General features: G+C 71.4%; 10 protein-coding genes. 1 reads left to right on the top strand and 9 read right to left on the bottom strand.

Features of this window, described 5'->3' with window-relative positions; all coding sequences use genetic code 11:
• Window positions 1–131: 131 nt before the first annotated feature.
• The 4 genes from MZC64_RS35265 to MZC64_RS35250 are packed head-to-tail and all read right to left on the bottom strand — an operon-like array spanning window position 132 to window position 3603.
• The gene (locus tag MZC64_RS35265) at window positions 132–761 is read right to left on the bottom strand and encodes a response regulator transcription factor (RefSeq protein ID WP_247764008.1); all 630 of its coding nucleotides are present in this window, start codon (window positions 759–761) and stop codon (window positions 132–134) included.
• A complete protein-coding gene (locus MZC64_RS35260) occupies window positions 758–1906 on the bottom strand; it encodes a sensor histidine kinase (RefSeq protein WP_247764007.1) in 1149 nt (382 codons plus the stop codon). The genes MZC64_RS35265 and MZC64_RS35260 overlap by 4 nt, the downstream gene beginning before the upstream one ends.
• 24 nt (window positions 1907–1930) lie before the next feature.
• Complete coding sequence (locus MZC64_RS35255; protein ID WP_247764006.1) at window positions 1931–2758, bottom strand: ABC transporter permease; 828 nt, start codon at window positions 2756–2758, stop codon at window positions 1931–1933.
• Window positions 2755–3603: an ABC transporter ATP-binding protein gene (locus MZC64_RS35250; RefSeq protein ID WP_247764005.1), complete on the bottom strand. Its 849-nt coding sequence runs from the start codon at window positions 3601–3603 to the stop codon at window positions 2755–2757. Before MZC64_RS35250 ends, MZC64_RS35255 begins: the two co-directional genes overlap by 4 nt.
• A 125-nt stretch (window positions 3604–3728) precedes the next feature.
• On the opposite strand from MZC64_RS35250, the gene MZC64_RS35245 reads away from it, so the two are divergent.
• Complete coding sequence (locus tag MZC64_RS35245; protein ID WP_247764004.1) at window positions 3729–4148, top strand: ASCH domain-containing protein; 420 nt, start codon at window positions 3729–3731, stop codon at window positions 4146–4148.
• A gap of 19 nt (window positions 4149–4167) precedes the next feature.
• Here MZC64_RS35245 and MZC64_RS48945 read toward each other — a convergent pair whose 3' ends face one another.
• Genes MZC64_RS48945 through MZC64_RS35220 form a run of 5 tightly spaced genes read right to left on the bottom strand, consistent with a single transcriptional unit; the run spans window position 4168 to window position 12592 of the window.
• Window positions 4168–6015: a class I SAM-dependent methyltransferase gene (locus MZC64_RS48945; protein WP_247764003.1), complete on the bottom strand. Its 1848-nt coding sequence runs from the start codon at window positions 6013–6015 to the stop codon at window positions 4168–4170.
• On the bottom strand, window positions 6012–7169 hold the full coding sequence (locus MZC64_RS35235; protein ID WP_247764002.1) for a nucleotide disphospho-sugar-binding domain-containing protein: 1158 nt from the start codon (window positions 7167–7169) through the stop codon (window positions 6012–6014). The genes MZC64_RS48945 and MZC64_RS35235 overlap by 4 nt, the downstream gene beginning before the upstream one ends.
• A gap of 11 nt (window positions 7170–7180) precedes the next feature.
• Complete coding sequence (locus MZC64_RS35230) at window positions 7181–7975, bottom strand: alpha/beta fold hydrolase (RefSeq protein WP_247764042.1); 795 nt, start codon at window positions 7973–7975, stop codon at window positions 7181–7183.
• Window positions 7976–7986: 11 nt separating this feature from the next.
• Window positions 7987–8271, bottom strand: coding sequence for a phosphopantetheine-binding protein (locus MZC64_RS35225; protein WP_247764001.1), 285 nt, complete (start codon window positions 8269–8271; stop codon window positions 7987–7989).
• Between the two features lie 49 nt (window positions 8272–8320).
• Entirely contained in the window at window positions 8321–12592 is a 4272-nt protein-coding gene (locus MZC64_RS35220) for a beta-ketoacyl synthase N-terminal-like domain-containing protein (protein ID WP_247764000.1), read from the bottom strand.

Raw genomic sequence — 12592 nt, 5'->3', positions numbered from 1 at the left:
TCGTACGCAGTCTTGGCCGAACTGGCACCACTTGGGCCAACTGGTACGCCCACTTCAGCCAACTCGGCGTACCAGTTGGGCCAACTCGCCGTCCATAACGGCCAACACGCCGTCCGGAACGGCCAACACGGTTAGAGGATGCCGCGGGACATGGCGGTGGTGACGGCGGCGGTGCGGTCGTCTACGCCGAGTTTGCCGAAGATTTTGATCAGGTGGCTTTTGACGGTGGCCTCGCCGATGGTGAGCTGGCGGCCGATCTCGGCGTTGGTGCAGCCCTGGGCGACCAGCCGGAGTACCTGGACCTCGCGCGCGGTCAGCGTTCCGGCCGCGGGGGCGCGCAGGTGGCTGAGCAGTTTGGTGGCTACGGTCGGGGTCAGCACGGTCTCGCCGCGGGCGGCGGCGCGCACCGCGTCGGTCAGCTCGGCCCTGGGTGTGTCCTTGAGCAGGTAGCCCGCGGCCCCGGCCTCCACCGCGTGCACGATGTCCCGGTCGGCGTCGTAGGTGGTCAGGATCAGCACCCGGACCCCTGGCAGTTCGGCGGTGATCCGCGAGGTGGCGGTGGCCCCGTCCAGGTCGGGCATGCGCAGGTCCATCAGCACCACGTCCGGGCGCAGCCGGCCGGCCAGCTCGATGGCTTCCGCGCCGCCGGCGGCCTCGCCGACCACGTCGATGTCCCCGGCCAGGGACAGCATGCCGCGCAGCCCTTCGCGCACCACCGGGTGATCGTCGGCCAGGAGCACCCGGATCGCTCGCCCGGTCATGGCGCGGTGATCCGCACGGTGGTGCCCTGCCCGTGGTCGCTGTGGATGTGCACGCTGCCCCCGATCCGTTCCAGTCTGGCCCGCATGCCCGGCAGGCCGAAGCCGGTGGCCTCGGCCGGGTCGAAGCCGCGCCCGTCGTCGATGATCTCCAGGGTGCTGCCGTCCGCGGTGAAGGTCAGTCTGGCCGTCACCCGGCCGGGCGCGGCGTGTTTGGCGATGTTGGCCAGGGCTTCCTGGGCGGTGCGCACCAGCACCGCCTCGGTGGCCGGCGGCAGGTCCGGTGGCCCGCCGTGCACGGTGACCTCGTGCGGCACGCCCAGTTCCTCGGCGAGCTGGCGGACCAGGCGGCAGATCACCTCGCTGAGCGTGGAATCGCGCAGTGCGGCCGGCATCAGGTCGGTGACCAGGGCCCGCGCCTCGGCCAGGTTCTGCCGGGCGGTGCGTTCGGCCAGCCGCAGCTGGTCCCGTGCCCGGTCCGGGTCGGCGGTGACCAGGGCGTCCGCGGTCTGGATGAGCATCACCAGGCTGGTGAAGCCCTGCGCCAGGGTGTCGTGGATGTCGTGTGCGAGCCGTTCCCGTTCGGCGCGTTCGCCCTCGCGGTGGTAGGCGGTGCGCAGCTCGGACCGCACCTGGCGCAGCTCCCGGTTGAGCCGTTCCCTGGCCTCGGCCGCCTCGATCAGCCGCCGGGACAGCACGCCGAGCCCGATGGTGGCCGGCAGGCAGCCCGCCACGCCCAGCAGCGCGCCGAGGATCGAGAGCTGGCTCCAGCCGAAGTGCTCCACGACCGCGAAGCCGCTGAGCACGGTGGTCACCGCGACCGCCAGATTCGCCAGCCACAACTGTCTGACCAGCCAGAACACCTGGGCGAACAGATCAGGCAGCAGCACAAGGGCGATGGGGGAGGCCAGTACCAGCGCGGCCTGCAGCGGGATGGCGCCGAGCAGGTAGACCAGGCCGCCGGGGGTCGAGACCGGCCCGGTGCGCACCGCGGGCGCGCCGAGCACGAGGTACCAGAGCCAGGCCGCGGCCAGCAGCGGATAACCCCACCAGGGCGCCTCCACCACCGGGAACAGGCCCGCGGTCAGCAGCAGCACCAGCGCCTGCACGGCGTGCCACTGCCAGGCCTGTTCCCCGGGGGCGGCCATCGGTCCCTCCCTGTCCTGCCGCGGTCAGCTCCGCGCGCGCTGCCAGCGGAACGTCGCCACCGAGAGTACGAGACCGGCCACGATCCAGAGCGCCAACACGATCGCGATGCCCGGGTGGTCCCACGATCCGGCGGGTTCCATCCGTTGCAGTTCCTCGGGCAGGAACACCGAGCGCAGGCCCTGGCTGAGCCACTTCAGCGGGAACAGCCCGCCGACGGCCTGCACCGGCCCCGGCAGTTCGGTGAAGACGAAGAACACCCCGGAGATGAACTGCAGCACCACGAAGATCGGCATCACCACGGCGGCCGCGCTGCGCCCACTGCGTGGCACCGCGCTCATCGCCACCCCGAGCAGGGTGCAGGCGATCACGCCGAGCAGCAGCACCCAGCCGAGGGTGAGCCATTTCCCCGCGGTGGCCGGCATGGTCAGGCCGAAGAACAGCGAGCCGAAGACCAGCAGCAGCACGGTCTGCGCGATCGAGGCGACCAGCACCAGCACGGTTTTGCCGATGAAGTAGGCGCTCAGCGGCATCGGCATGGCGCGCAGGCGTTTCAGCGTGCCGTCGTCGCGTTCCAGGGCGATGCCCACGGCCAGCAGCACGAACGTGGTGCCCATGACGCCGGTGGCGACCATGCCGGCCAGGAAGTACTGGGTGAAGTCGACGTCGGTGCCGGGCAGTTTGCGCTGGAAGATCGCGCCGAAGAGCACGGTCATCAGCAGCGGGAAGGAGAACGTGAAGATCACGGTGTCCTTCTGCCGCAGGAACTGTTTCAGCTCCAGCACACCGCGGCGCAGGCCGATGCCCAGCGCGGTGGCCCGGCGGGTGGCGCGGGCGGGGGTGGTGGTGGTCATCGCGCACCGCCGATCAGTCGCAGGTAGGTGTCCTCCAGGCTGGGTCTGCGCACGCTCAGCTCGGGCACGTCGCCGTGGTAGCGGGCGGCGAGTTCGCCGACGGTGCGGGTGGGGTTGTCGGTGCGCAGCTCGTGCGTGCCTGCGGCGTCGGTCCAGGCCACGGTGGCCTGTTCCCGGTCCCGGCCGCCGAGCTGGCGTGGGGTGGCCACGTCCACGAGTTTCCCGGCGGCGATGACCGCGACCCGGTCGGCCAGGAACTCGGCCTCGTCCAGGTAGTGGGTGGTGAGCAGGATGGTGGTGTCGGCGGCGCGCAGACCGCTGATCAGCTCCCAGAACTGCCGTCGCACCGCCGGGTCGAAGCCGGTGGTGGGCTCGTCCAGGAAGAGCAGTCGCGGGTTGCCGATGATGCCCAGGGCCACGTCGAGTCTGCGCCGCTGACCGCCGGAGAGCCGGTGCACCCGGGAGTCGCGCTTGTCGGTCAGGCCCACCGCTTCGAGGAGTTCGTCGGGGTCGCGGGCGTCGGGGTAGTAGTAGGCGAAGTGGTTGAGGACTTCGCCGACGGTGAGTTCGGGGAAGTCCCCGTTCTCCTGCAGCACCACGCCGATCCGCCTGCGCCAGCCCAGGCCCGCTTTGGCCGGGTCGGCGCCGAGCACGGAGACGGTGCCGCCGTCGCGGTCCCGGTAGCCCTCCAGGATCTCGATGGTGGTGGTCTTGCCCGCCCCGTTCGGGCCGAGCAGGGCGAAGATCTCGCCGTGCTCGATGTCCAGGTCGACGTCCTGGACCGCCGGGGTCCGTTGGTAGGTCTTGCGCAGTCCGCGGATCCGGACCGCCGGGTCTCCAGCCATACCGGAAGTCTGTCGCCGGTGTGCCCGGTCGCGGCAGCATCGGGCGATGGTCGGATCGACCCACCGTTCGGTGGATGCCCCGATATCGACTTGCCCGCCGGCCGCGGGTCCGTAGGGTGCCCGGCATGGATCTTGACGGGCTGCCCAAGGCCGAGTTCGGCTTCCCGGGACCGCTGCGGGACCGGCTGGTGGCCGCCATCCTCGCCGGCGCGAAAACCACCACCTCGGCCCTGGTGCTCAGTTATGAGGCCGTGGGCGAGCCGCTGCCCGAGGCGGGGCAGCGGGAGGTGGTGGTCGATTCGGCCGACCGCCCGGTCGCGGTCATCGAGCTGACCGAGGTGCGGGTGCTGCGGCTGGCCGAGGTCGACCTCCGGCACGCCCTGGACGAGGGCGAGGGCGACGAGTCCGTGGCCCAGTGGCGGGCCGGGCACGAGGAGTTCTGGCACAGCCCGGAAGTGCGGGCCGAGCTGGGTGATCCGGGGTTCACCGTGGACGACGACACCCTGGTGCTCGCCCAGCGGTTCCGCGTGCTGACCCCGGTCTGAGCCGGGGCCAGCGCACGGGTCAGTCCTTGCGGGCGAGCAGCCGGTAGGCGCTGGAACCGCCGTAGCGCTTGGACAGCGGGGACAGCACCCGGTCGGTCAGTGCCGCGGTGAGCAGCGCGGGCGCGGCCGCGATCATCGTCGCCGCCCGGCCCGCCTTGGCCCCGGCGGTCGGCGGCTGGGGCGCCCACGGCACGTCGTCGCGCGGGGCGAAGTGGTTGACCGCGTTCCAGGCCGCGCCGACCAGGTCGATCGGCTCGTGTGGTTCGCCGCGTTGTTCGGCGACCACGGTGAAACCCATCTCGGACAGGGCTTCGCGCAGGTTGCCGATCGGCACGAAGTGCAGGTGCTGCGGTTGCAGCCAGGGCAGCCACCACTTGCCGAGCAGCTTGCCCCAGCGGGATTCCGGGTCCGGCACCTCGATCATCAGGTGCCCGCCTGCCTTGAGCACCTTGAGCGCGGCCTCCAGTTCCTGGCGCGGGTCGCGGCTGTGCTCCAGGTAGTGGTACATGCTGACCACGTCATAGCTTTCGTGGATGTCCGCGGCCAGTTCCGGGAACAGGCCGCGGTAGCCGCGGTCCACCCAGCCGCGGTGTTCGGCGAGTTCCACGCCCTCGGTGATGTCCAGGCCGTCGAAGGTGGTCTGCGGCCACACCTCGCGGGCGGCGTTGCAGAAGTGGCCGTGCCCGGTGCCCACGTCGAGCCAGGATTCGGGCTCGGCGAAGGGTTTGAGCATTTCCGCGCGCGGGCGGTAGGCGATGCCGCGGGCGGCGAAGAGCTTGTCCAGCTTGTCCTCGCCGAGGCCGTCGTAGAAGTCGCGGTAGTAGAAGTCCAGTCCGGCGATGGTCAGCCGCGGGTTCTGGAAGATGTGCGTGCAGGCCCGGCAGCGGTCCAGGGTGAACTCGCCGGGCTTGTGCTGCAACAGGTCCGGCAGTTTCAGGTGGGTGACCAGGTTGGCGCTGCCGCACCACGGGCAGTCCCGGCGGCGCGGCTCGAAGAACCGGTCGACGCCGTCGGCGAGTTCGGCCAGGTAGTCCGGGCGCAGCCGGGTCACCGGATCCAGATCGTCCGATGTGGACAGTCGGGCCTCGGACATGGCGGCCAGCAACCGTTTCGGCTCGGCCACCACCCGGCGCAGGCTGTAGGAGAACAGGTCGACCGGCTTGAGGCTGCGGCTGCCGGCGAAGACCACGGCCGGTTGCGCGGACCAGGCGGCCAGCAGTGCGGCGGCCCAGCCGGGGCCGAGCACCGAACTGCCGGCCAGGATGGCCAGCCAGCCCAGCCGGGGACCGAGTTCGCCGCCGGTCTTGCGGCCGAGCAGCCGGGCCAGGATGCGGGCGTCGTCCTCGACGATCTCCGGGGCGCTGGTGAGCCGGGGGCTGACCACCAGGTCGGTGCCGTCGGGGGCGTGCAGCTTCAGTTTCGCCGCGGCCTGACCGAGTTCGGCGGCCTCCCGGCTGACGTGCTCGGCCGGGTAGCCCACGGCGCGCAGCACGCCGTCGTCGGCGAGCACCGCGTGCCAGGCCCCGGCGCCCTTGGCCTGCCGGTCGGTGCGGTAGGTGGCCGGGTCCACGGTGCGCAGCAGGTCCAGGGCCTGCGCGGTGGGCAGGTCACGCGGCACGAGTTCCAGCGCGCACAGGCCCTCGGCCTTGGCGTGCGCGCGGGCGGCGTTGAGGGTGGGACCGTCCACGGTGACGCCGTCGGCGTGCAGCAGGCGGTACCGGTCGTCGCCGGGGGCGGGGCGTTCCGGCAGGGTGCGCAACGCGGCGACGCGGCGGCGCAGGGCGGCGGTGTCGAGCACCAGTCCGGCCAGGAGCGCGGCCTGGACGCCACGGCGCAGCCAGGTCCGGGCAGTGGAACGCGGGCTCACTCGGAGATCCTCCCGATGGCGATGGGTGCTGCGAGTTCCTCCAGGCGCGCCGCGGCGGCCTGGGGGCCTCCGGCGGCGGTGAAGGAGTCGGCGATGCGGCGGGCGGCCTCGCGGTGGCCCGGCTCGTCGAGAACGGTGGCGACGGCGTCCCGGATGTGCCCGGCGGTCGACCTGGTGAAGCGCAACCGGATCCCGGCTCCGGCGTCGGCGACCTGCTGGGCGATCACCGGCTGGTCGTCCCGGATCGGGGCCACCACCAGGGGCAGGCCGTGGCTGAGTGCCTCGCAGACGGTGTTGTGCCCGGCGTGGCACACCACGGCGTCCAGGTGGGGCAGCAGGGCGAGCTGGGGCACCCGGGGCAGCACGATCACGTTGTCCGGCGCGGATGTCACGGTGCCACCGGGGTCGACCAGCACGGCCTGCACCCGGTCGGCCAGCTCACCCATCCCGGCGGCGGCCTCGGTCAGGAACCGGGTTCCGGCGTCGGCGTTCGCGGTGCCCAGGCTGATCAGCACGGTCGCCCGGTCATCGAGGCGTTCCCAGGGAAACGGTGTGCTGTCATGGCGTTCGGTGATCGACGGCCCCACGAAGGCGACCTGGTCGAACGCGGAATCCAGTGCTCCCACCAGTTCCCGGGTGGTGAAGGCGAGCGTGAGATGGGGGGAGTAGCGCAGGTCGGTCTCGGCGGCCACCGCCGCCCGCGCCCGCATCCCGGCCATGGTTTCCTGGACCCATTCGACGACTTTCGGCATGCCCCGCAACGGATCGGTGAACTCCGCGGAGGTGGTGGCCGAGGTCGCCCAGGGCAGGCCGAGCCGCAACGCCGCGAGTGCCCCGGCCATCGCCTGCTGGTCCACCACCAGGAGATCGGGCCGGAACTCGCCGATGGCGGCCTCGACATCGGGCAGCATCGACTCGGTGAGCGGGACCAGGAACTTCTCCCACAGGAACTTCAGCGCCCCTGGCCCGCGCAGGTCCGCCGGCCGTTCCTCGACCTCGGCCGGGACCGCGCAGTCGTAGATCCGGGCGTCCGGTCCGGTGAGCTGCCGGACGAACTCGCCGTGCCCCGCCCAGGCCACCTCATGCCCGCGCGCGGTGAGTGCCGCGCCGAGCCCGATGGTCGGGTTGACGTGCCCGAACAGTGGCGGGACCACACAAAGTACCTTCACACCGCGACCTTCGCCCCGTGTTCGGTCAGCCAGTCCAGGAGCAGTTCCCGCAGCACCTTGGGCGCTTCGACCAGCACCGAGTGTTCCTGCCCCGGCACGATCACCGTGCGGCAGTGCGGCAGTGCGGCTTCCAGGATCGGCGCCTGTGCGACGAGATCGGATTCGCTGCCGAAGACCGCGAGCACCGGCACCCCGATCCCACCGACCTGTTCGGCGGTCAGGATCGGGCCGGTGGGCAGTTCGTCGGCGATCGCGGTGGCGTGCAACATCCGGCCGGCCGCCTTGGCCAGTTTGGAGGTGTGCCCGCCCCGGTTCTCGGTGATCCATTCGAGGGCTTCGGCGTGCTGCAACTGCGCCCGCGCCCGCCCGAGCAGCTCACCCATCTTGGCCGACCACTCCGCGCTGGTCGGCTCGGATTCGATCACCACCAGGCTAGCCACCCGCTCCGGGTACTGGGCGGCGAAGCTGAAGGACACCGTGCCACCAAAGGAGTTCCCGACCAGGTGCACCGGTCCGGTGATCTCCAGTTCGTCTAGGAGCGCGGCCAGGTCGGCCACCGAGTCCGAGACCCGGTAGCCGCTTTCGGTGCGTTCGCTGCGGCCGTGGCCGCGCAGATCGTAGGCCACGACCTGGTGCCCGGCGGCGGCCACCGGCCCGGCCAGGGTGAAGTAGAAGCTGGCCAGGCTGTCGGTGCCGATGCCGTGGACGAACACCACGGTCGGCGGGTTCGCCGCCGTGGTGTTGCGGGCCGCCATCCGCTGCACGTGCACCCGGATGCCGTTGGCCTGCACGACCGCCAAGGTCAGTTCCCCTCGTCCAGCGCGCCGACCACGTAGTCGACGAGCTGGCCCACGGTCAGCGCGATGATCTGGTCGAGTTCGAGTTCGGCGATGAACTCGGCGAAGTTGACCCGGGCGCCGTAGCGCTCCTCCAGCTGACCGGCGAGCGCGACCAGGTCGATGCTCTCCAGTTCCAGGTCGTCGTGGAAGGTCGAGTCCATGGTGACCTCGACCTCGTCCAGGCCGTATTCGCCCAGAACCTTGTGCAGCATCACGCCGATGTCGGACAGCACGGCCTCATGCGTCATCCGGGCGAGCGTCAGGGGCGCTTCCGCGAGTTCCACCGCAGTGTTCTCCTTAGTCCTTGGTCCAGGCGACGACGTACTCGCCTGCGATCTCACCGTCAGGGTCGGTGATGACGGTCCACGTCACCGGGGTGTTGCCGGTTGCGCCGCGGACGGTGAGCGTGTCACCTTCCGCGCCGACAACTTCGTACTGTTCCGCCTTGCCACCGTGTGCCCGCGCGGCCGCGGCCAGCGCGGCGGCGAAGGCGGTGGTGCCGGGGCTGTCCTGCACCTTGCGCACGTCGATTCCCGTGGGGACCTCGCCGTCCCGCACGTGGGCGACGCCCACCTGGCCTTCCTGCGCGGTGGAGACTGTCAACGGCGGCAACGGGTTGCGGCCGCGTACCGTGGCCTCGCCGGTCACGGTCAGTTCCACCGGGAACATGGGTCCGGCGCCGTCGTCCCACAGTTGCTGGCGCACGGCGTCCTTGATCGCCATCCGGCCGAGCAGCCACTGCCGCCGCACTCGCGGTGAGGTGGTGTCGTACTCGGCGCGTTCGGCGGCGTTGAGGTAGATCCGCATCATCAGGTCCCGCGAGGCCACATCGGGCCAGCGTTCCCACACCACCAGGAAACCCGCGTCCCGGCGTTCGGAAAGCCTGCTGTGCTCGGGGAATCGCTCCATCTTCTTGGTGTTCTCGTTGCTGGCGAAGCGGCGGTCGATCCAGGTGTCGATCTCGCACCACACCTGGCCGGCGTGCACCAGCTGCATGGCCCCGCCGAAGAAGGTCTCGTCCAGCTGGGTGATCTTGACCAGGCAGTCCAGGGGGGTGCCGGGTTCGGGTTCGGGACCGAAGAAACGGATGCGGTCCATGGACATCGGGAACACCACGCGCTTGTCGGTGACGTTCTCCATGATCCAGTACCCGAAGACCTGGCCGACGTTGTCCAGCAGCGCGCCGGGCCCGCCGGGCACGGTGATCACGCCGCGGATGTGGTGCTCGCCAATGGCATCCAGGGAGGTGACGCCTTGGTAGAGCGGGCCGTGGAACATGAACCGCTCGTCGTAGAGCTGCCGGGCGGTGATCTTCGGGGCCTGGCCGGGTTCGTCGAAGGTCCACACCGGCAGGTCCGCGGCCGGGTAGGCGGCGGCGAGTTCGATCTCGGCCTCGGCGTTCTGGCCGAGGGTCACCTTGACCCGGTTCGGGGCCAGTGGGGTGACGGTGAGTTCGACCTCGACCGGGGGTGCGACCACCAGCCAGCGGAACAGTTTCACGTTGTGCACGGTGATGGCCCGCTGTCCCGGCGCGGACTGTTCGGCGGCGTCCATCATGTGCTTGATCATCGTGGTGGCGGGCACGACCGGGAAGCCGTCGGTGTCGTCCGGCCAGCCGGCCGGGGTGCGGTAGAAGGCGTGATCCCGTAGGTAGGGCATGGTTTCGGTGGACAGCCGCAGCAGGGTGCGCAGTGGCGCGGCCGGTGCGGGCGCGGCGGTCACGGTGCCCTGCTGGGCGGCGCCGAGCACGCTCGCGGCGGTGTCCGCGGTGTCCTTCAACAACCCACCGAGTTCGGCCGCGAGGGGGAACTGGGCGGCGAGCCGGTCGAGTTCGGCGAAGGCCCCGCCGAGCGCGCCCGCCGGTACCGGTTGCTGGACCGGGCTGGGGGTGCTGGTGAGCGCGGCTTTGATGGCGCCGGGCAGGTCGCCGCCGAGCCGGACCGTGGTCGCGGACAGATCGAGGGGCAGTTCCTTGCCCGCGCGGATCTTGGCGGGGGCAAGGGTGAGCCGGTCCGGGTGGGTGGGCGCGCCTTCGGCCCACAGCCCGGTGAGCACCCGGCGCAGCTGGGCCAGGCCGCTGAGTTTGGGGCTGTTCGCGGAGATGGACAGGTGTTCCTGCCCGGCCAGGGAGTCGCTGACCAGGGTGCTCAGCGCGCCGGTGCCGACCTGGATGAACGCCCGGACGCCCGCGGCGTGCATGGCCTGGATCAGGGGCCGGAACCGCACCGGTTCCAGGAGGTGCCGGACGAACAGCTCGCGCACGGCTTGTTCCTGCGGCGGGTAGGGCGAGGCGGTGGTGGCCGACCACATCGGCACACTCGGCTGGTGCAGCCGGAATCCGGCGGCGGCCTCCCGGATCGGGTCCAGGTAGGGGGCGAGCATGGGGGTGTGGAAGCCGGAGCGGAACGGCAGCACCTGGCCGAGCACGTTGCGCGCCCGCAGTTCCAGGACCAGTGCGTTCACCACGGGTTCCAGGCCGCAGACAATGGACTGGTTGGGCGCGTTGTCGTGTGAGAGCACCACGCCGTGCCGTCCGGCCATGACCTCGCTGACCCGGTCCGCGCCGGCGCCGAAGGCGGCGAAGACCACCCCGGGCACGCTGAGCGAGGCGGGGTCGAACCCGGCCAGGAACTCGTCGATCTGGTCCTGGTCGTAGATGCCGCTGGTGATCATCGCGGTCCACTCGCCGACGCTGTGCCCGGCGATGTGGTCGGGCTGGACGCCGAGCTTGCGCAACACGGTGTCGAGTAAACGACCGACGCCGACCACGCCCGCGCCGTGCGCGCCCACGTTGCCGGTGTCCAGGCCGGGCACGGTGAGGCCGAAGTGCGCGGCCACGTCGTCGACCCTGGGTTCGAAGTCGGCTTCCAGGCCGGGGAAGACGAAGGCGACCTGGCCGCCCTTGGCCAGCAACGGTTCCGGGCTGAACCAGACGTCGTTGCGGCCGCGCCAGGCGACCTGCTTGCCGACCACCTTGCGCGCGATGCCGAGGCGTTTCGCGGTGGGGGCGACGATGCCGAGCCTGCATCCGTCCTCAGTGGAGGGTGCGGTGGAGCGGATCTCGTGGTCGGGCAGGTCCAGGAGTTCGGCCAGCCGGGCCGGGGTGGGGGCGCTGATGGTCAGCACCCGCTCCGGCTCGGTCACGGTGATCTTGGGCCGGTCCACTGTGGACGGTGCTTCTTCGAGGACCACGTGCGCGTTGATGCCGCCGAAGCCGAAGGCGTTGACCGCGGCCCGCCGGATGTCCTGGCCTTCGCCGAGTTCCCAGGGCTGGGCGGTGTCCAGGGGCCGGAACCGGGTCTGGGCCAGGTCGGCGTGGGGTTGTTCGCAGTGCAGGGTGGGTAGCAGGACTTGGCGGTGCAGCGCGAGGGCGGCCTTGACCAGGCTGGCGATGCCGGCCGCCGGCATGGTGTGGCCGATCATCGACTTGACCGAGCCGATCACCGCGCTGGGTCCGTCGGAGCCGAAAACCCGTTGCAGTGTGGCGAGTTCGGCGCCGTCGCCGGCGGGGGTCGCGGTGCCGTGGGCTTCGAGGAGGCCGACCGAGCCGGGCGCGGCGGGGTCGAGTCCGGCCGCGGTCCAGGCGCGGTGCAGGGCGAGGACCTGGCCGTCGGGTTCGGGGTTGAACAGGCTGGCGCTGCGGCCGTCGCTGGCCACGCCGGTGCCGCGGATCACCGCGTACACCCGGTCCCCGTCCCGCTGGGCGTCTTCCAGGCGCTTGAGCACGACGACGCCAGTACCCTCGCCGATCAGGATGCCGTCGGCGCGCCGGTCGAAGGGCCGGATCTGCTGGTCTTTGGACAGCGCCCGGAGCTGGGAGAACACACTCCAGAAGGTGACGTCGTGGCAGTGGTGCACACCACCGGCGAGCATCACGTCGCAGCGCCCGGCGGCCAGTTCGGTGACGGCCTGGTCGACCGCGACCAGGCTGGAGGCGCAGGCGGCGTCCACGGTGTAGGCAGGGCCGCGCAGGTCGAGGCGGTTGGCGATGCGGGAGGCGGCCAGGTTGGGCACCAGGCCGATCGCGGCTTCCGGCGCGGCCGGGCCGAGCTTGTCCACGAAGGCTTCCCGGACCGCGGCGAGCTGGTCGGCGCCGAGGTCGGGCAGCAGGTCGCCGAGGGTTTTGGTGAGCTGGTGGGCCGTTCGCACCCGCTGGTCCAGGCGGACCAGGCCGGGGGTGAGGTAGCCGCCGCGGCCGAGCACCACGCCGATCCGGTCCGCCGCGGGCAGTTTCTCCTGGCCGCCCGCGTCGGCGATGGCGGCCGCGGCCACCCGCAGCGCGATCAGCTGGTCGGGTTCGGCCCCGGACACCGAGTTCGGCATGATGCCGAAGCTCACCGGGTCGAAGTTCGCTTCGACGAAGCCGCCGCGCCGGCAGTAGACCTCCTCGGCCTTGGCCGGTCCACTGGCCGAGTCGGGGTGGTAGAAGTCGGCGTCCCACCGGTCGGCGGGGACCTCGGTGATGGCGTCGACCCCGTTGACCAGGTTGTGCCAGTAGGACTCCAGGTCGCGGGCGCCGGGCAGCAGCACGGCCATCCCGACGATCGCGACCGGGGTTGGCTGCGTCAT

Source organism: Crossiella sp. S99.2, from assembly GCF_023094165.1.
GTDB lineage: Bacteria > Actinomycetota > Actinomycetes > Mycobacteriales > Pseudonocardiaceae > Crossiella.
The sequence above is the reverse complement of the archived record's forward strand: the minus strand, read 5'-3'. Positions and strand labels throughout refer to the sequence as shown.

What these genes read in the sequence shown, in the direction of transcription:
- MZC64_RS35265 (WP_247764008.1), bottom strand. Translation starts at nt 761, where the DNA reads ATGACCGGGCGAGCGATCCGGGTGCTCCTGGCCGACGATCACCCGGTG.
- MZC64_RS35260 (WP_247764007.1), bottom strand. Translation starts at nt 1,906, where the DNA reads ATGGCCGCCCCCGGGGAACAGGCCTGGCAGTGGCACGCCGTGCAGGCG.
- MZC64_RS35255 (WP_247764006.1), bottom strand. Translation starts at nt 2,758, where the DNA reads ATGACCACCACCACCCCCGCCCGCGCCACCCGCCGGGCCACCGCGCTG.
- MZC64_RS35250 (WP_247764005.1), bottom strand. Translation starts at nt 3,603, where the DNA reads ATGGCTGGAGACCCGGCGGTCCGGATCCGCGGACTGCGCAAGACCTAC.
- MZC64_RS35245 (WP_247764004.1), top strand. Translation starts at nt 3,729, where the DNA reads ATGGATCTTGACGGGCTGCCCAAGGCCGAGTTCGGCTTCCCGGGACCG.
- MZC64_RS35225 (WP_247764001.1), bottom strand. Translation starts at nt 8,271, where the DNA reads ATGACGCATGAGGCCGTGCTGTCCGACATCGGCGTGATGCTGCACAAG.
- MZC64_RS35220 (WP_247764000.1), bottom strand. Translation starts at nt 12,592, where the DNA reads ATGACGCAGCCAACCCCGGTCGCGATCGTCGGGATGGCCGTGCTGCTG.